The 17,687-nt window shown below is 71.2% G+C and carries 17 protein-coding genes; 10 read left to right on the forward strand and 7 right to left on the reverse strand.

Going from position 1 to position 17,687, the window contains the following annotated elements; all coding sequences use genetic code 11:
• Positions 1-181: 181 nt before the first annotated feature.
• The 5 genes from ACIPJY_RS06860 to ACIPJY_RS06880 form a co-directional block, all read right to left on the reverse strand.
• Positions 182-1,105: an ROK family protein gene (locus ACIPJY_RS06860; protein ID WP_400466202.1), complete on the reverse strand. Its 924-nt coding sequence runs from the start codon at positions 1,103-1,105 to the stop codon at positions 182-184.
• Complete coding sequence (locus tag ACIPJY_RS06865; protein ID WP_400466199.1) at positions 1,102-2,868, reverse strand: dipeptide ABC transporter ATP-binding protein; 1,767 nt, start codon at positions 2,866-2,868, stop codon at positions 1,102-1,104. The genes ACIPJY_RS06860 and ACIPJY_RS06865 overlap by 4 nt, the downstream gene beginning before the upstream one ends.
• Positions 2,865-3,761 (reverse strand): ABC transporter permease, encoded by an 897-nt coding sequence (locus ACIPJY_RS06870; RefSeq protein WP_400466196.1) that lies wholly within the window; start codon positions 3,759-3,761, stop codon positions 2,865-2,867. The genes ACIPJY_RS06865 and ACIPJY_RS06870 overlap by 4 nt, the downstream gene beginning before the upstream one ends.
• Positions 3,758-4,717, reverse strand: coding sequence for an ABC transporter permease (locus ACIPJY_RS06875; protein ID WP_400466194.1), 960 nt, complete (start codon positions 4,715-4,717; stop codon positions 3,758-3,760). The genes ACIPJY_RS06870 and ACIPJY_RS06875 overlap by 4 nt, the downstream gene beginning before the upstream one ends.
• A 98-nt stretch (positions 4,718-4,815) precedes the next feature.
• Entirely contained in the window at positions 4,816-6,612 is a 1,797-nt protein-coding gene (locus ACIPJY_RS06880) for a peptide ABC transporter substrate-binding protein (RefSeq protein ID WP_400466191.1), read from the reverse strand.
• Positions 6,613-6,821: 209 nt separating this feature from the next.
• On the opposite strand from ACIPJY_RS06880, the gene ACIPJY_RS06885 reads away from it, so the two are divergent.
• Genes ACIPJY_RS06885 through ACIPJY_RS06895 form a run of 3 tightly spaced genes read left to right on the forward strand, consistent with a single transcriptional unit; the run spans position 6,822 to position 10,250 of the window.
• On the forward strand, positions 6,822-7,985 hold the full coding sequence (locus ACIPJY_RS06885) for an ROK family protein (protein WP_400468155.1): 1,164 nt from the start codon (positions 6,822-6,824) through the stop codon (positions 7,983-7,985).
• Positions 7,978-9,507, forward strand: a complete 1,530-nt coding sequence (locus ACIPJY_RS06890; protein WP_400466185.1) for a M81 family metallopeptidase — start codon at positions 7,978-7,980, stop codon at positions 9,505-9,507. Before ACIPJY_RS06885 ends, ACIPJY_RS06890 begins: the two co-directional genes overlap by 8 nt.
• The gene (locus ACIPJY_RS06895; RefSeq protein ID WP_400466182.1) at positions 9,504-10,250 is read left to right on the forward strand and encodes a copper homeostasis protein CutC; all 747 of its coding nucleotides are present in this window, start codon (positions 9,504-9,506) and stop codon (positions 10,248-10,250) included. The genes ACIPJY_RS06890 and ACIPJY_RS06895 overlap by 4 nt, the downstream gene beginning before the upstream one ends.
• A 284-nt stretch (positions 10,251-10,534) precedes the next feature.
• On the opposite strand, the gene ACIPJY_RS06900 is transcribed toward ACIPJY_RS06895, so the two are convergent.
• The gene (locus ACIPJY_RS06900; RefSeq protein WP_400466179.1) at positions 10,535-11,056 is read right to left on the reverse strand and encodes a hypothetical protein; all 522 of its coding nucleotides are present in this window, start codon (positions 11,054-11,056) and stop codon (positions 10,535-10,537) included.
• 169 nt (positions 11,057-11,225) lie between these two features.
• On the opposite strand from ACIPJY_RS06900, the gene ACIPJY_RS06905 reads away from it, so the two are divergent.
• The 7 genes from ACIPJY_RS06905 to ACIPJY_RS06935 all read left to right on the forward strand — a co-directional run bounded on the left by ACIPJY_RS06905 (position 11,226) and on the right by ACIPJY_RS06935 (position 17,107).
• A complete protein-coding gene (locus tag ACIPJY_RS06905) occupies positions 11,226-11,732 on the forward strand; it encodes a hypothetical protein (RefSeq protein ID WP_400466176.1) in 507 nt (168 codons plus the stop codon).
• Between the two features lie 52 nt (positions 11,733-11,784).
• Complete coding sequence (locus tag ACIPJY_RS06910; protein ID WP_400466173.1) at positions 11,785-12,228, forward strand: MarR family winged helix-turn-helix transcriptional regulator; 444 nt, start codon at positions 11,785-11,787, stop codon at positions 12,226-12,228.
• 104 nt (positions 12,229-12,332) lie between these two features.
• Positions 12,333-13,772, forward strand: a complete 1,440-nt coding sequence (locus ACIPJY_RS06915; protein WP_400466170.1) for an MATE family efflux transporter — start codon at positions 12,333-12,335, stop codon at positions 13,770-13,772.
• Between the two features lie 86 nt (positions 13,773-13,858).
• Entirely contained in the window at positions 13,859-14,410 is a 552-nt protein-coding gene (locus tag ACIPJY_RS06920) for a hypothetical protein (protein WP_400466167.1), read from the forward strand.
• Positions 14,400-15,023 carry a class I SAM-dependent methyltransferase gene (locus ACIPJY_RS06925; RefSeq protein ID WP_400466164.1) on the forward strand — a complete coding sequence of 208 codons (624 nt, stop codon included), beginning with the start codon at positions 14,400-14,402 and terminating at the stop codon, positions 15,021-15,023. The genes ACIPJY_RS06920 and ACIPJY_RS06925 overlap by 11 nt, the downstream gene beginning before the upstream one ends.
• Positions 15,024-15,095: 72 nt before the next feature.
• Entirely contained in the window at positions 15,096-15,896 is an 801-nt protein-coding gene (locus tag ACIPJY_RS06930) for an HAD-IIB family hydrolase (protein WP_400466161.1), read from the forward strand.
• Entirely contained in the window at positions 15,893-17,107 is a 1,215-nt protein-coding gene (locus ACIPJY_RS06935; protein WP_400466159.1) for a hypothetical protein, read from the forward strand. Before ACIPJY_RS06930 ends, ACIPJY_RS06935 begins: the two co-directional genes overlap by 4 nt.
• Before the next feature lie 4 nt (positions 17,108-17,111).
• Here ACIPJY_RS06935 and ACIPJY_RS06940 read toward each other — a convergent pair whose 3' ends face one another.
• On the reverse strand, positions 17,112-17,651 hold the full coding sequence (locus ACIPJY_RS06940; RefSeq protein WP_400466156.1) for a TetR/AcrR family transcriptional regulator: 540 nt from the start codon (positions 17,649-17,651) through the stop codon (positions 17,112-17,114).
• Positions 17,652-17,687 lie beyond the last annotated feature (36 nt).

Consider the following 17,687-nt stretch of genomic DNA (forward strand, 5'->3'; position numbering starts at 1 on the left):
GCGCCCGGACGGCGCACGGCCGTTGCACTACCGAAACCGATCCGCACCACGGACGTCCGCGGTTCGGATCGGTTTCGGTTGTGCCCCGCCGATCCGCACCGCGGACGCGCGAGCGGCGGGCGCGCGGGCGGCGGGCGCGCGGGCGGCGAGCAGCGGGCAGCGGGGCGGCGCAGCGCGGCGCTCAGGCGAGCTCGGCGTCGCGCACCAGCGCCCGGACCTGCGCGGCCGCGCCGAGCGCGACCGCGTCGGACCCGAGCGTCGACGGCTCCACGCGGATGGCGGCGCCGGACACCGGCGGCTCGGCAGCGATCGCCGCGCTGATCGCCGGCGCGAGCAGGTCCCACGAGCGGGCCACCCCGCCGCCGATCACGACGGTCGTCACGTCGAGGATCCCCGCCGTCAGCAGGATGCCCCGCGCGATGCCCCAGCCGGCGTCCGTGAACACGGCCGCAGCGTCGAGGTCACCGCTCCGCGCGGCGTCGGCAACCTCGTGCGCGGCGACCCGACGGCCGGACCGCGCCGCGTACCGAGCGGCGATGCCCGGCGCCGCCGCGATGGTCTCGAGGTGTCCGTGCTGCCCGCACGTGCAGAGCGCATCGCCGAACCCGGGGACGTGGCCGATCTCCCCCGCGGCACCGTGCGGCCCGGCGAAGAGCGCGCCGTCGAGCAGGATCGCTCCGCCGACGCCGGTGCCGAGCGTCATGCCGAGGACGTCGCGGGCGCCGGCGACGGAACCGGCCGCGACCTCCCCGAGCAGGAAGGCGTTCACGTCGTTGTCGAGCGTCGCGGGCACTCCGAGCGCCGCGGACACCGCGTCGGTCACGCCGTAACCAGCCCAGCCGGTGAACGAGTTCCCCGTCACGAGCACGGTCCCCGTGGCCGCGTCGACGACGCCGGCCGCGCCCACCCCGACACCCGCCAAGGAGGCCCGGTGCGTGTCGAGCAGGTCGGTCACCGCTCCGAGGGCCGCCGTCACGATCGCCGCCCCACCCGCGTGGGCCGGTGTCGGCAGGTCGCGGCGGTCGATCACCTCGAGCGCGGGCGTCGCGAGCACCACCTTCGTGTTCGTGCCACCGACGTCGATCCCCGCCAGCACACGGGTCACGAGGACACCGCCGCGAGCGTCGCGAGTCGTTCGGTCCGACGCTGCCGCTGCAGCACCGGATCCGGCACGGGCACGGCGGCGAGCAGGCGACGCGTGTAGTCCGTCGTCGGGTGCAGGAGCGTCGTCGCGGTGGTCCCCTGCTCCTCGATCACGCCGCGGCGCATCACGACGACCCGCTCGGCGAAGTGCTGCACGACGGCGAGGTCGTGCGACACGAACAGGCACGCGAAGCCGAGTTCGCCCTGGAGCTCGGTGAGGACCTCGAGCACGGCCTCCTGCACGCTGACGTCGAGCGCCGAGGTCGGCTCGTCGGCCACCAGCAGCCGCGGGTCGAGCACGAGTGCCCGCGCCAGGCTGACGCGCTGCCGCTGCCCGCCGGAGAGTTCGCGCGGCGCCCGGTTCGCGAGCGCCCGGGGCAGGCGGACGGCGTCGAGCACCTCGTCGACACGCTGCCGCCGCGCGGACGTGGACATCCCCCTGCGGTGCACGGCGAGCGGTTCCGCGATGCACTCCCCCACCGACATGCGGGCGTCGAGGGAGGCGACGGGGTCCTGCAGCACGACCCCGATGCCCGAGCGGAGCGCACGACGATCCCGCCCGCGTGCCCGGCGCAGGTCCTGCCCGAAGAGGTGCACCGAGCCGGTGGTCGGCGGGATGAGGCCGAGCGCGACCCGGGCGGCCGTGGACTTGCCGGACCCGGACTCGCCGACCAGGCCGACCGTCTCGCCGGCGTGGACCGCGATGTCGATGCCGCTCAGCGCGTGCACCGCGCGCGCCCCGCGCCCGAACGTCACCGAGACGTCCCGCAGGTCGACAACCGGAGCCGAACCGGGCCTCCCGTCGGCCGAACCACCGGCCGAACCGCCGGCCGCACCACCGGCCGAACCGCCGGTCGCACCTGCCGACGCGACCCGCGGGTCGGTCACCGGCGCGACCGGAGCCGCTGCGCGGTCCCGGGCGGCGACGGACTCGGGCGTGTCCAGGCGCGGCACGGCCGCGAGCAGCCGCTTCGTGTAGTCGTGCTGGGGCCGGAGCAGGACGTCCTCGACGCTCCCGGTCTCCACGATCGAGCCCTGCAGCATCACGGCCACCCGGTCGGCGAAGTCCGCCACGACACCCATGTTGTGGGTGACGAGCAGCACGCCCGTACCGCTGTCGACCGCGAGCGCGCGGAGGAGCTCGAGGATCTCGGCCTGCACCGTGACGTCGAGCGCGGTCGTCGGCTCGTCCGCGATGAGCAACTTCGGCGAGTTCGCGATCGCCATCGCGATGACGACACGCTGCCGCTGTCCACCGGAGAGCTGGAACGGGAAGGCCTTCGCGCGCGCGGGCGGGTCGGGGATGCCGACCTTGCGGAGGAGTTCGATCGCCTCATCGGACGCTGTCGCCGCGGAGACCTGCCGGTGGTTCCGGATCACCTCGGCGATCTGCGCACCCACCCGGGTGAGCGGGTCGAGCGCGGTCGCGGGCTCCTGGAACACCATCGAGACGGTGCTGCCGCGGAGTCCTCGGAGGGCGGGTTCGGCCGCGCCGACGACCTCGTGGCCGGCGACGACGGCGCTGCCGGTCGCCGACGCGTTGCCGGAGAGCAGCCCCATCGCGGCGAGCGCCACGGTCGACTTGCCGGAGCCGGACTCTCCGACGAGCGCGAGCGTCTCACCCGGTGCGACCGAGAGCGACACCCCGCGGACGGCGTCGACGGTGCCGGACTCGGTGCTGAACGAGACCCCGAGGTCCGTGGTCTGCAAGATGGTGTCGGTCATCCCCGGCCCCTCACGTCGAAAGCGTCACGGAGCCCGTCGCCGACCGCGTTGAACGCGCAGACGACCAGGATCACGGCCAGGCCCGGCGGCACGATCAGCCACCACCGTCCCGAGTACGCGGCGGTGAGCCCCGCCGAGAGCATCCCGCCCCAGTCCGTCGCCGGTGCCTGCACCCCGAGGCCGAGGTACGACACGTAGGCGACGAGCAGGATCGCGTCGGCCACCTGGAACGTCGCCGCGACGACGATCGTGGAGACCGAGTTCGGCAGCAGGTGCTTGCCGATGGCGCGGGCGTGGGAGCCGCCGATCGCGCGCAGCGTCAGCACGTAGTCGCGGTTCTTCAGCGTCAGGGTCTCGGCGCGGATCAGGCGCGAGGGGACGAGCCACGACACCAGGCCGAGGATCACGATGAGCCCGGCGACGCCCGGCGTGGTGATCGCGGAGATCACCAGCAGGATGAAGAGGGCGGGGATCGCGATGCCGGCGTCGACGATGCGCATCATCACGGCGTCGACCCAGCCGCCGACGTACCCGGCGACCGAGCCCCAGAGCGTGCCGACGACGGTGGCCAGGACGCCGGCGGCGATCCCGACCATGAGCGACACCTTGCCGCCGTACATCAGGCGGCCCAGGACGTCGTGCCCGACGGCGTCGGTGCCGAGCCAGTGCGCGGCGCTCGGGCCCAGGTTCGCCTGGGACAGCTGCGTGTGCGTCTGGTCGGTCGGGTACAGGAACGGGCCGACGAAGCAGAACAGCACGATGACGACGATGACGGCCAGGCCGATGACGGCGAGGGTGTTGTGCGAGAAGCGGCGGGCGGCGAGCTTCCACCCCGTGGACGCGACCGCGACGGTCCCGCCGGGTGCTTCCGGGGCGATCTGGACGGTGGTCATGCGCGGTCCGCCTTCACTCGGGGGTCGATGAGCGACTGCGCGACGTCCGCCAGCAGCGTGCCGATCACCGTCGCGATCGAGATGACGAGCACGCAGCCGAGCAGCGTCGGGTAGTCCGAGGACTGCGCCGCGTTCCAGAACAGCAGCCCCATCCCCGGGTAGTTGAAGAGCTGCTCGGTGACGAGCGCGCCGCCGAACAGCACCGGCAGGTAGTACCCGAGCATCGCGACGACCGGCGTCAGCGAGTTCCGGAACACGTGCCGGCGCAGGATCGTCATCGTCGACGAGCCCCCGGCACGGGCGGTGCGGACGTAGTCCTCCTGCAGGTTCTCGAGCGTCGATGCGCGCATGTACCGGCTGAACACGGCGATCATCGCGAGCGCCCCGGTCAGCACGGGCAGCACGAGTCCGGCCGGGTCCTGGAAGACCTCGGCCAGGGTGTTGCCGCTCGGTGCCTGCGACGGCAGCCACGGGAGCTGCTGGCTGAACACGACGATCAGGACGAGTCCGAGGAAGAACGCCGGCGTCGAGTAGAAGACGAACGCGAGCGCGGTGACGGTGTAGTCGACGGCGCCGTTGCGGCGAGCCGCCTGCCACATGCCGACCGGGATCGCGATGACGAGCCCGAGGACGGCGGAGAGCCCGGTGAGGACGAGGGTCTTCGGCAGGCGCTCGCGGATGAGTTGCGAGACCGGCTCGTTGAGCGTGTACGACGTCCCGAGGTCGCCGCTCAGCAGCCGCCCGAGGAACCGGAAGTACTGGATCGGCAGCGCCTGGTCGAGGCCCTGCTGCTGGTTGAACGCGGCGATCTGCGCGGGCGTCGCGGAGACGCCGAGCACGCCGCGGGCGGGGCCGCCCGGCAGGGCGTGCAGCAGGCAGAACACGACGATCGTGACGATGAAGACCACCGCGAGCGCCTGGAGCACCCGCCTGGTGAGGTAGAGGACTGTGGTCATGCGGCTTCCGTCATCGAGATGGTTCGGATGGTGCGGACGGGAGGCTCGGTGCGGGTCGGACCCGCACCGAGCCTCCGGTCCGTGGTCGCGTCAGCGACCTACTTGCTCCACTTCCACTGGGCCGGGTGGAAGTTCGCCAGCGAGTCCTGGTCGAACCCGGTGAGGCCCTGCTTGACGACGGAGACCTGGTAGTCCGGGCTCGGCAGCCAGATCACCGGCAGGTCCTTCGCGACGGCGGCGCTGTACTGCTGCACGGCGGCGGAGTCGGTCGAGGTGGTGGTCGCGTCGATGAGCGCGTCGACCTGCTTGTTCGAGTAGCTGCCGAAGTTCGCCGAGCCACCGGTCTGGAACAGCGACTCACCGGTCGGGTAGGCCGGGAAGTACCAGCTGCCCGCCGTGCCGAAGAAGGACAGGTCCCAGTCGCAGCTGGCCTCGTCCGAGGTGCAGGTCGGGGTCTGCGACAGCACGCTCGAGACCGGGGCGGTCTTGATCGTGAAGCCGATGCCGGTCTTCTGCAGCGACGACTGGATGGCGCTCATCATGTTGTCGGTGACGGTCGAGCCGGACTGCGACAGGACGGACATCGTGAACTTCGTGCCGGCCGCGACGCCCTCACCGCACTGGCTGGAACCCGTGCCGGCGTCGGTGCAGACCATCGTGCCGCTCTTCTCGGTCCAGCCGTGGCTGGTGAGCAGGGCCTTGGCCTTCGACGTGCTGAACGGGTACGGGTTGTCCTTCTGCGTGTCGGACACGTAGTCGGACGTCTGCGCCTGCGGGATCGGACCGTAGGTCGAGGTCGCGGTGCCGTTGAAGACGACCTTCGACAGGCTCTTCTGGTCGATCGACATCTGGACGGCCTGGCGGGCGTACAGCTGCTTGAAGACCGCACCCATCGTGGGGTTGTTGAAGTTGTACGGCATGTACGTGATCGCCCACCCGGTCCACGGCTCCACGTCGTAGCCCTTCGCCGTGAAGGAGTCCTTCTGGTCGAGGTCGGTGGCGTTGATGTACCCGTAGTCCACGGCTCCCGAGCGGACGGCGTTCGTCTCGGCGTCGGTCGTCGTGTACGGCAGCAGGTTGACCGTCGTGATGGAGGGCTTCTCGCCGCCGTCGTACTTCTTGTTGGCGGTGAGCTGGACCTTGCCGGCGGTCGTGAACGAGGTCACGCCGTACGGGCCGGAGATGGTCTTCCAGAGGTCGTCGGTGGCGTAGTCGGAGATCTTCCCCGCGGCGGTGTTGAGGTACTTCCACACGGCCTTCGCACCGGCGGTGGTCTCGTCCGCGTCGGTCACCTTCGCGCTCGCGCCGGTCTTGTCCCAGGCGTGCTGCGGCAGCGGGATGATGTGGCTCAACTGGTTCGCGAGCATCCAGTCGGAGTTGTACGCCTTGTCGAACGTGATCGTGAAGTGCGTGTCGTCGACGGCCTTGAACGAGGTCCAGTTGTCCGGCGCCTTGCCCTCGGAGTACGAGCCCCACTGGTCCTTGTTCGCCTTGATCAGGTTGAACCAGAACTCGACGTCGCGGCTCGTGATCGCCTTCCCGTCGGACCAGTGCCGGTCGCCGAGCGTCATGGTGACGCTCTTGCCGTCGCTGGCGAAGTCCGCTGCCGTTGCGACGGATCCGGCCTTGTTCCAGGCGATCTTGCCGGTCGAGCCGTCGTACGCGACGAGGGGCTCGTACAGGGACTGCGCGATCGAGCCGTTGTTCGTGTTGAGGTGCGCTGCGGTGCCGATCGGCAGGATCCAGTTCGGCGTGAAGTTGGCCGGCAGCGCGTAGTTGATCTCGTCGGACTTCGCGTTCGTGGTGGCGGAACCGCCCCCGGAACAGCCGGCGAGCAGCGCGCTCACCGCGAGCGCCGCTCCGGTGAGGAGGGCCCAGCGACGGGGCTTGGTCATGCGGACTCCTTGTGCGAGGGATGTCGGGATGCGCATAGTCAATGACCAAAGTCGTTGGAAAAACAAACGTTCTCGTGTAAATACTTCGTTTCTGCGGTTCGGACGAAAGGGTGAACGACTCGTCCGAACCGTTAGAGTCGCGGTCGAACGGCATTTTCGCCGCACTTCGGCCCCGATTGGAGAAAGTCGTGCCGGACCTCAGTTCTCGCGTGCTGGAACTCGTCGCATCCGGTCAGGCGTCCAGCCGGACCGAGATCGCCCAGCTGCTCGGAGCCGCGCCGTCGACCGTCTCCCACGTGGTCGGGCAGCTGCTCGAGCACGGGATCCTGGCCGAGGAGGGCACGGACGTCTCCACCGGCGGTCGGCCCCGCAAGGTGCTGCGGATCGGCGGCGTCGACGAGTACGCGGTCGCCGCGGACGTCGGTGGCGGTCACGCGCGGGTCGGCGTGGTCCTGCCTGGAGGCTCGCTCGAGTCGGTCGCGAACGTCCCGTTCGCGCTCTCCGACGGCCCGGACGCCGGCCTGACGCGCCTGGCGGCACTCTTCGACTCGCTGATCGACGACCGTGGCCGTGACGGACTCCGCGGGGTCGGGCTCAGTCTCCCCGGTCCGGTCGACGTCGAGGCCGGTGTCGTCGACCTGCCGAGCCGGATGCCCGGCTGGAACGGGTTCCCCGTGGTCGCGTGGCTGACCGACCGGTTCGGTGTGCCGGCCGCGGTGGACAACGACGCGAACTGCATGGCGGCGGGTGAGCAGACCGTGCAGGACCCGGCCAGGCGCCAGGCGATCACGATCAAGGCCGGCTCGGCGATCGGCGCGGGGATCATCATCGACGGCCGGCTGTACCGCGGGTCGACCGGGGCCGCCGGGGACATCACCCACGTGCGCATCGACGCCGCCGGGGACACCCCGTGCTCCTGTGGCAACACGGGCTGCCTGGAGACCGTGGCGTCCGGCGCCGCCCTCGTACGGATCCTCTCCGCCGCGGGGGTCCCGGTCTCCTCGACCGCGGACGTCGTCCGGCTCGCCTCGGACGCCGACCCGGAGGCCACCCGCGCCGTGCGACTGGCCGGGCGGTACCTCGGCGAGGTGCTCGCGGCCAACGTGAACTTCTTCAACCCCGACGCCGTGTACCTCGGCGGCATCCTCTCCACCCTCGACCCGTTCGTCGCGGCCGTGCGGAGCCAGCTCTACCAGAGCTGCCACCCGCTCGTGACCGAGCACCTCGCCATCGAGCGCGCCTCGCTCGGTGCGGACGCGGGTCTCGTCGGCGCCGGGCAGTTCGCCCTGCAGCGGGGTCTCGCGGCCTCGTTGCAGGAGCTGTCCACGCCGATCCCCCAGTCGACCACCAGGAACAGGAGCGTCCGTGTCTGAGACCGTGCCCACCACCACCCGTCCCGTCATCGCGATCGCGGGGCTCGCCATCGAGACCTCGACGTTCACGCCGACCCGGACACTCGCGCCGGCGTTCCACCCGGACCGCGGGGACGAGGTCGTGGCGCGGTACCCGTTCCTGGCGGCGCTGGACGCGGACTTCCGCGGCGCGCTGATCGGGCACGCGCTGCCCGGCGGGATTGTCGCGCGGGACTCCTACGAGGAACTCGCCACCGAGATCGTCTCGCGGCTGCAGGCGATCGTGGCCTCGACGTCCGTGGACGGCCTCTGGTACGACATCCACGGCGCGATGGTCGTCGAGGGGCTGGACGACGCCGAGGCCGACCTGCTGGAGCGCATCCGTGCGGTGATCGGCCCGGACGTGATCGTCTCCGCGTCGATGGACCTGCACGGCAACGTCACGCAGGAGCTCGCGCACCAGGTCGACCTCGTCACCTGCTACCGGATGGCGCCGCACGAGGACGCCATGGAGACGAAGGAGCGTGCGGTCCGCAACCTGGTCGACGTGCTCACCACCCGGCCCGTCGGTGCCCGGCGCCCAGTGAAGGCGTGGATCCCGATCCCGGTGCTGCTGCCCGGGGAACAGACCTCGACGCGCATCGAACCCGCGGCGTCGTTGTACGCACAGGTACCGCAGGTCGAGGCGACCGACGGCGTGCTCGACGCCGCGATCTGGGTCGGGTACGCCTGGGCCGACCAGCCCCGCGACCGTGCCGTGACGGTCGTCACCGGCTGGGACCGGGACGCGGTGGCCGCCGGTGCCGAGCGCCTGGCGCGGGCGTTCTGGGACGTGCGCGAGGACTTCGTCTTCGTGGCGCCGACGGGTTCCTTCGACGAGTGCCTCGCCGCCGCGCTCGCCCCCGGTGCCGCACGGCCGTACTTCGTCTCCGACTCGGGCGACAACCCGACCGCGGGCGGCTCCGGCGACATGACCTGGGGGCTGACGCAGGTGCTGGCACGTCCCGAGTTCGCCGACCCGACCGGCCCGGTCGTCATCTACGCCAGCGTCCCCGGAGCCGAGGCCGTTGCGACCGCCGTGGCCGCGGGGGTCGGTGCGACCGTCACCGTGACCGCCGGGGCGACCGTCGACGCCGTGCACGCCGGACCGGTGACGATGACCGGGCGGGTGCACGCGGTCAAGCACGGCGACCGTGACGCCGAGACCGAGGTCGTGCTGCAGGTCGGCAGCGTCTTCGCGATCCTGACGAAGCTCCGGAAGCCGTACCACCATGAGCACGACTTCACGGACCTGGACCTCGACCCGCGCAGCGCCGACGTCGTCATCGTGAAGATCGGGTACCTCGAGCCGGAGCTGTTCGACATGTCCGCCGACTGGATGCTCGCGCTCACCCCCGGTGGCGTCGACCAGGACCTCGAACGGCTCGGGCACCACAGGATCGTCCGACCGATGTTCCCGTACGATCGGGTCTTCCCGACCGCGCCCGACCTGCGCGCCCGGATCATCCCGCCGTCGAACGAACCGCTCGGAGCCATCGCGTGAGCACTGCCCCATCCGTCTCGCTCGAGATCGCCGTGACGTCACCCGCCGGCGCGGTCGTCGCCCGGGACGGTGGAGCCGACCGGGTCGAGCTCTGCGTCGGGCTGGAGCTCGGCGGCCTCACCCCGTCGCAGGCCCTCGTCGAGGCCGTCCACGAGACCGGCATCCCGGCACACGCGCTCATCCGCAGCCGACCGGGCGGGTTCGTCTACGACGCTGCCGAGATCGACCTGATGGAGCGCGAGCTCCGCGCCGTGCTCCGCTCCGGTGCCGCCGGTGTCGTGGTCGGTGCCCTGCGCCCGGACCGCACCCTCGACGTCGACGCCCTGCGCCGCTTCGTGGACGCTGCCCGGTCCGTCCGCGACGCGGTCGAGGTCACCCTGCACCGGGCGATCGACCACGCCGTCGACCCCGTCGCGGCCGCGGCGACGCTCGCCGAACTCGGGTTCACCCGCGTGCTGACCTCGGGCGGCCAGCCGACCGCCCTCACCGGTGCCACGACGATCGCGCGGATGGTCTCGGCGGCCGGGCCCGTGCAGGTGATGGCCGGCGCCGGCGTCACCCCCGCGGACGTCCCGGCGCTCGTCGGTACGGGTGCGGCCGCGGTGCACCTCTCCGCGAAGCGACCGGCGCCGGACAGCGCGCACGCCGGCGTCCCGATGGGTGGCGCTGACGACGGTTCCGCGCACTTCGTGACCGACGCCGACGTCGTCCGCGCGGCGCGGGCCGCCCTCGACGCGGCCTGACCTTCCGCGGGAGGGTAGGTCAACGCTGGACGTCTGACACTCGGCTCCGACGCCAACGCCGTCGCTGAGCAGGACTTGACCAGATGCGGACGTCATCGACGACGGCGCAATCGGATGGTCGTTCCGAGATAGCAGCCGCCGATGGCCGCGCTGATCCCGAGAACGACACCGCCGAGGACCGCGTTGCCGCTGGATCTGAGCGCCACCGAGACCGCTGTTCCCGCTGTCACGAGCACGACGCTCACGCTCAGAGCAACCCAAGGATTCGAAATGAGCCTCATCAGCTAGACGCAGTACGGCGCAGGCCGCCCCGTCGCGTGCACACGCATCACCTTGTGGCCGCACTTCAGATTGCCACCGATCGCTGTACCGGCCAACACGATGGCGACCGAAGCGATCGCGCAAACCGCCGGGCCGAGCAAGCACGCCGCAGCCGCGAGTCCGGACCCGGCGCCACTCAGGATCACCCCTTGGTCGTACTCGTTGAAGTCCACGTAGACCCCGTTCTTGTCATTCCCGGCGCCAAGACGAGACCGCTCCGATCGCACTCCCAAGTCAAAGCTCATCGATCCCGCCGTGATGGTGTAGACCTGCGACCCATCAGGACGCACGGTTTCTGCCGACAGCGCGCCGGCAGCTCTGGCCTCGTCAATGGCTCGTTCCGCCGTCTCCTGCGTGATCGCCGGCATGCCTGCCGCCAGCACCGCGTAGTTCAGAGCGGCGGGTGCGCTCGGAGCTGCTGTCGCCGCTGGTGCGGCGACGATCCCCGCGGTCACCAACGCCCCGGTCAGGACGAAGCCAGCCACCCCAGTTCGAATGCCCATCATGATTCTCCCGAGTCACGCGCCACATCGATGTGACGTCGGTGAAATGCTACCGGCACAATGCCGCGCCCGCGCGGTGTTCCAGTCGACGCGCCCTGGCCCCGACATCGCGACCCGTTCGTCCCACACGGCGATCGGGCACGATGGCCCCATGGGGAACGGACGATCGGTGGCCAGGGCAGCGATCGGTGCGGTGCTGCTCGTCGTGGCACTCGGCGGGTGTGCGGGATTCTCGACGGCCTGCCCGGCGATCGGCTGGACGAACGCCGTCGAGGTGCACGTCCCCGGGTCGTCCGCGAGCACGTCGCTCGTGCACGAGGTCGCGTTCTGCGGCGGCGACGACTGCACTCCCGGGGAACCGCCGGCTTCGACGCCGGTCCCGACCGGGAACGCGACACCAGCGGGCCCGCTCACCGCGAGACCGGAGCCGACGGGCACCATCACCGCGAACCCGACGCCGTGGCGAACGACGATCCGTGACGGCGAGGTCTGGACGATCTCGACGAACATGGGAACGCCCCACAGCGGTCGGGTGGCAATCCGCGACCGCTCGGGGACGACGATGACCGAACGCGCCGTCGATCTCTCGTGGAAGCGCCACGGCGGGTCTGCGCAGTGCAGTGGCCCGAGCACCGCCACGGTGACGGTGCGACCGTGACGAACCCGTTCGAGAGTTGACAGTTAGAACTCGAACACTTAGAGTTCTGATCATGACGCAGCAGGCACCGCACTTCGACTCCCCACTCCAGCTCATGCGCTGGATCGGGTGGGCGCAGCGCAAGGCCGCCGAAGAGTGGGTCCGCGACCGCGACCTCACCCACGAGCAGAGCTTCGTGCTCGGCTACCTGCAGCAGAACCCCGGCGCCATCCAGCGCGACATCGCCGAGATGACCCGGACCAGCGCCGCGAGCGTCTCGAGCCTCCTGCAGGGGCTCGAGAAGCGCGGCCTGGTCGAACGCCGAGCGGACGCAGCCAACGGCCGCACGAAGCTCGTCCACGCCACACCCGCCGGCATCGACCTGATCGCCGGGTTCGAGGACGCGATGCTCGCCCTCGACGACACCCTCCTCGCCCCGCTCACCGCGGGCGAGCGCGACACCCTGCGCACCCTGCTGCTGAAGGTCACCGCGGAGCTCGACGAGCCCACCCGGTAGACCGCCGCCCACCCGGGCGCCCCACTCCCACACACACCACGCCGCGCCGGCGTCCGTCGGCGCGCGCTCGACCCTGCCCGCAACCGGGAGGGAAGGAGCACACCATGAGCACCGCAACCGCCACCGAGAACACCACAGCGGCCCAGAAGAACCGCTGGTACCTCTCCGCCGCCCCGATCGCCCGTGCCCTCGTCCACCTCTGCGTCCCGATGGCCGCCGCGATGGTCGTCAGCGCCCTCTACAACGTGATCAACGCGGGCTTCATCGGCTCACAGCACGACACCTCGCTCCTCGCCGCGATCACCTTCGGCACCCCGCTCCTCGGCCTCATCATGGCGATCGGCGGCGTGTTCGGCGTCGGCGGCAGCGCGCTGATGTCCCGCCTGCTCGGCGCGTCCGAGAAGGACCCCGCCAAGGCCGGCGAGATCAAGCACGTCGCCTCCTTCGCGGTGTGGGGCTCCGTGATCACCGGCATCGTGCTCGGGGGGATCGGCCTCCTGCTCCTGCAGCCCCTCGTCGGCGTGCTCGGCGCGGACGCCGCAGCCGTTCCGGCCACGAGTGCCTACGTCAGCGTGATGCTCGCCTTCGTCCCGGTCCTCGCCGCCGCGTTCTGCCTGGAGCAGATGGTCCGCGCCGAGGGCGCCGCCCGCCAGGCGATGATCGGCCTCATCCTCTCCACGATCGGGAACCTGGTCTTCGACGTGCTCTTCATCCTGGTGCTGCACTGGGGCGTCGCCGGGGCCGCGCTCGCCGTCGGTCTCGCGAACGCGGTGAGCATCGTCTACTGGGTGATGTGGCTCGGCAAGCACAGCGAGAACGTCTCCCTGTCGATCCGCTGGTTCACGCTGCGTCCCGCCGTCCTCAAGCCGGTGTTCGGCATCGGTGTCAGCGAACTCCTGCAGGCAGGGTTCCTCATCGTCACGACGCTCGTGCTCAACAACCTCGCCGCGCAGTACGGCGACGACCCGCTCGCCGCGATGGGCGTCGCGGTCCGCATCGCCCAGGTGCCGGAGTTCCTGGTGATGGGCGTCACGATCGGTGTGCTGCCGCTCCTGGCCTACGCCTACGGCAAGGGCGACCGGGCCCGCCTCAACTCGGCACTGAAGGCATCGGCCCTCACCGTCGGCGCGATCGTGCTGATCTTCTCGGGTACCGTGTTCGTCTTCCGCGAGCAGGTCTTCACGATCTTCTCCTCCGACCACTCCGTGCTGGCGATCGGCCTGACGATCCTGGTCGCCCAGCTCGTCGCCACGATCGTGAACGGCTTCACCGGCCTGTTCACCTCGCTGTTCCAGGCCGCCGGCCTCGCCACCCCGGCGATCGCGATGTCCATGGCGCAGGGGATCCTGTTCATCCCGATCGTCCTGCTCGGCAACCTGTGGTTCGGCCTCGCCGGCATCATCTGGGCCCTGACGATCACCGAGATCCTGGTCTTCCTCGCCGGCGTCGTCATCTGGCTGGCATCGCGCGGTCGGATCGACCGCGGTCTGGCCGAGGGCAGCGCAGAGCGGGCAGAAGCCGTCCTGGAAGAAGCGGCCGCCTGATCCGGACGCAACCACGAGACGGACGGGAGGCTCGGTGCCAGCTGGCACCGAGCCTCCCGTCCTGCGATCCCACGTAGGGTCGGAACGTGACCGGCAGCGACGCGTACGCGATCTTCCTCAACGGGTCGTACGGCGTCGGGAAGACGGCGACGCTCGAGCACGTCGGGGACCTCCTCGCAGCGGCGAACCGCCCGTTCACCCTGATGGACGTCGACTGGTTCCACCGCTCGTGGCCGGTGGCGGACCACGATCCCGACAACACCGCGATCGAGGCGCAGAACATCGCGGCGGTCTGGGCGAACTACCGCGCTGCCGGCCCGCGTCAACTCGTCCTCAGCGGCGTGATCGCCGGCCGGAGTGACCTCGACCGGTACGAACGCGCGGTCGAGATGCCCGTCCGGACGCTCCGGCTCGTCGCCGACCCCGCGACCGTCGAGGCCCGGTTGCGTCGTCGCTACGACCCGGCGCAGGCCGACGCACTGTCGTGGCACCTCGCGCGGTACGCCGGGCTCCGGGAGCGGCAGGCCCGGGCGGCCCTCGACGAAGCGGTGATCGCGACGGACGGACGAACCCCTGCCGAGGTCGCTCAGGCGGTCGTCGCGCACTTCGGCACCCCGGCGGTGGACGATGGCGTCTGACGTCGAGTCATCGTACACGAACCGGGCGGCCGAGTACATCGGACTGCTCGGCTCGATGGCGGCGGTGCACCCGGCGGACGAGCACCTGGTGACGTCGTGGGCCCACGGGATCGACGGCCCGCTGCTCGACGCCGGGTGCGGTCCCGGGCACTGGACCGCACACCTCGCCGGGGCCGGCTGCGACGTGCGGGGGATCGACCAGGTACCCGAGTTCATCGCACACGCCCGCGCAGCACACCCGAGCACGACGTTCCACCTCGGGAGCATGGACGCGCTGCCCGACGCCGCGGGCGGCCTCGCCGGGGTGCTGGCCTGGTACTCGCTCGTCCACCACGGGCCCGGAGCGATCCACCGCCCGCTCGGGGAGTTCGCGCGGACCCTCCGACCGGGTGGCGGGCTCCTCGTGGGATTCTTCGTCGGGCCGCACGTGGAACCGTTCGAACACGCCGTCGTCACCGCCTACCGCTGGACGCCCGGAGCCCTGTCGGGAGAACTCCGGTCCGCCGGGTTCGACGTGCTCGAGACCCACACCCGCACCAGTCCGGCGGACGGTCCCCGACCACACGGCGCGATGGTCGCACAACGCAGGGACGACGCCCCGTCGTTCACCTGACGGTTGCGAGCCCGTGGCAGGGTGGGACCGGGCATCGCCGCCCGCAGCCCGACCAGCCGCGAGCGGAGACCCATGCCAGCACCTGACCTGATGGTCGTCACCGACCTCGACGGCACCTTCCTGGACCATCACGACTACTCGTTCGCAGCAGCACTGCCGACGCTCGACCGGCTCCGCGCGATGGGCGTCCCGGTGGTGTTCTGCAGCAGCAAGACCACCGCCGAGATCACGGCGCTCCAGGAACGCACCGGACTGCTCGGCGAGGCGTTCGTCGCGGAGAACGGCGCGGTCGTCGTCGCCCCTGGGGGCACGGTCCTCGCCGGGCCGGCGGATGGCAGCCTCCGGTGGCTGCAGGACGCGCTCGACGACCTGCGGGACGCACTCGACCTGCACTTCGAGACGTTCTCGGGCGTCTCCGACGAGGTCGTCGCGACCTGGACCGGACTGGACGTCGATGCCGCGTCCGCAGCACGTCGGCGTGCGGCGTCCGAGGTCCTGCTCTGGCACGCCGAGGACGACGACCGCGCGGACGACTTCCACGCAAGCCTCGCGGCGGCGGGACTCGACCTCGTGCGTGGCGGCCGGTTCTGGCACGTGCTGCCGACCGGGCGCGACAAGGGTGCAGCGGTCGGGATGCTCGTCGCCGACCACGAGCGACGAACCGGCCGGACGCCGTGCACGATCGGCCTCGGCGACGGCCCGAACGACACCGCGCTGCTCGACGCCGTCGACCTCGCCGTCGTCGTCCGCGGCCTCGGCCCGACCCCCGGACCACTCGCTGACGACCGTCCCGAGCGCGTGTACCGCACCACGTCCCCCGGCCCGCAGGGGTGGACCGAGGGCATCACCCACTTCCTGAGGAGCGACCGATGAGCGACTTCCACCAGAACGGCGTCATCACGACGTTCCACGACCTCAGCCGACGCAGCACCGCGAGCATCGAGGACGACCTCCGGCGCTTCGCAGCGAAGCGTCCGATGAGCCTGATCCTGCCCGCGCTGTACTCCGAGCTCGAACGGCCGGCACTCAACCGCATCGTCGACGAGCTCGCCGAGGCCGACTGGCTCAGCGAGATCGTGATCGGGCTCGACCGGGCCGACCGCGCGCAGTTCGAGCACGCCCGGGAGTTCTTCGCGCGGCTGCCGCAGCGGCACCGGATCCTCTGGAACGACGGTCCGCGACTCCGGGCCCTCGACGCCGAACTCGAGCGCGCGGGGCTGGCACCCGGTGAACCCGGCAAGGGCCGCAACGTCTGGTACTGCACGGGCTACGCGCTGGCGTCCGAGCGCGCCGAGTGCATCGCCCTGCACGACTGCGACATCACCACGTACGAGCGCGGCATGCTCGCCCGGACGCTGTACCCGCTGGCGAACCCGGCGTTCGACTACGAGTTCTCGAAGGGCTACTACGCGCGGGTCGCCGACGGGCGGATCAACGGGCGCGTCGGACGACTGCTGGTCGGTCCGCTGCTGCGCTCGCTCCGCCAGGTCTACGGGGAGTCCGAGTACCTCGAGTACCTCAGCAGCTTCCGGTACCCGCTCTCCGGCGAGTTCGCGATGCGCGCGCACGTCCTGAACGGCCTGAAGATCCCGGGCGGCTGGGGCCTGGAGATCGGGATGCTGTCCGAGGTGTACCGCGACTACGCCACCCGGCAGGTGTGCCAGGTCGAGATCGCCGACGCCTACGACCACAAGCACCAGCCCCTCGCCGAGGCGGACGGCACCGGCGGGCTCGCTCGGATGGGGAACGACATCGTGCAGTCGCTCCTGCGGAAGCTCGCCACGATGGGCGTCCCCCTGACCTCGGACTCCTTCCGGGTCCTCAAGGCGACGTACTACCGGAACGCGCTCGACATCGTGGAGATCTACCGGCACGAAGCGGAGATGAACGGCCTCGGGTTCGACCAGCACGCTGAGGAGGCCGCGGTCGAGCTCTTCACCCAGGCGGTGCTCGACGCGGGCGCGGCGTTCACCGCACGGCCCAACGACAAGCCGTTCATCCCGAGCTGGAGCCGGGTCCGCTCGGCCGTCCCCGACGTGCTGGAACGGCTGAGTGCCGCGGTGGAGGCCGACCAGCACGACTGAGGCGTCACCCGGCGAGCACGGCCGCGACGTGGCGGTCGATCCACTCCTCGGTCGGCGCCGGCTCGAGCCCGAGCAACCGACGGCGGTGCGGCTCGCCGAGCAGGAGCGTGAAGAGCCGCTCGGCCCGCACGAGGTCACCGTCGAGGTGTCCGGCGAGCCACCGCTGCGCCGCCTCGGGCCCCGTCGCGTAGAAGTCGGCGGCGATCTCCGGCTGCTCGTACGCCACGGCGAGGACCGCACGCTGCAACCCGATCGCCCGGTCGCCGAAGAGCGCACGGCACACGGCCACGCCGGCCGCACGGGGGTCCGGCGCCGGGACGTCCTGGTACGCGTGCTGGTGGCGGACGACCTCGTGCAGCAGCGCGGGCTTGTCCCCGACGTACGCGTAGACGGTGCGCTTCGTGACCCCGGCCGCCTCGGCCACGGCGTCGAGCGTCGTCGCGTGGTACCCGACCTCGACGAAGGAGGTCGTCGCCGCCGCGAGCACGCGTCCGAGTCGCTCGGCCCGCTCCGGAGCGGTCGGCCGTCCGCGCTTCGTGGTCATGCGACCCAGCGTACCGAATGATACGGTGCCGTTTCA

This window comes from Curtobacterium sp. NPDC090223, from assembly GCF_044746585.1.
Lineage (GTDB): Bacteria > Actinomycetota > Actinomycetes > Actinomycetales > Microbacteriaceae > Curtobacterium.

Coding starts and splice junctions, on each gene's coding strand:
- ACIPJY_RS06865 (WP_400466199.1), bottom strand. CDS start 2,868: ATGACCGACACCATCTTGCAGACCACGGACCTCGGGGTCTCGTTCAGC.
- ACIPJY_RS06870 (WP_400466196.1), bottom strand. CDS start 3,761: ATGACCACCGTCCAGATCGCCCCGGAAGCACCCGGCGGGACCGTCGCG.
- ACIPJY_RS06875 (WP_400466194.1), bottom strand. CDS start 4,717: ATGACCACAGTCCTCTACCTCACCAGGCGGGTGCTCCAGGCGCTCGCG.
- ACIPJY_RS06880 (WP_400466191.1), bottom strand. CDS start 6,612: ATGACCAAGCCCCGTCGCTGGGCCCTCCTCACCGGAGCGGCGCTCGCG.
- ACIPJY_RS06905 (WP_400466176.1), top strand. CDS start 11,226: ATGGGGAACGGACGATCGGTGGCCAGGGCAGCGATCGGTGCGGTGCTG.
- ACIPJY_RS06910 (WP_400466173.1), top strand. CDS start 11,785: ATGACGCAGCAGGCACCGCACTTCGACTCCCCACTCCAGCTCATGCGC.
- ACIPJY_RS06915 (WP_400466170.1), top strand. CDS start 12,333: ATGAGCACCGCAACCGCCACCGAGAACACCACAGCGGCCCAGAAGAAC.
- ACIPJY_RS06925 (WP_400466164.1), top strand. CDS start 14,400: ATGGCGTCTGACGTCGAGTCATCGTACACGAACCGGGCGGCCGAGTAC.
- ACIPJY_RS06930 (WP_400466161.1), top strand. CDS start 15,096: ATGCCAGCACCTGACCTGATGGTCGTCACCGACCTCGACGGCACCTTC.
- ACIPJY_RS06935 (WP_400466159.1), top strand. CDS start 15,893: ATGAGCGACTTCCACCAGAACGGCGTCATCACGACGTTCCACGACCTC.
- ACIPJY_RS06940 (WP_400466156.1), bottom strand. CDS start 17,651: ATGACCACGAAGCGCGGACGGCCGACCGCTCCGGAGCGGGCCGAGCGA.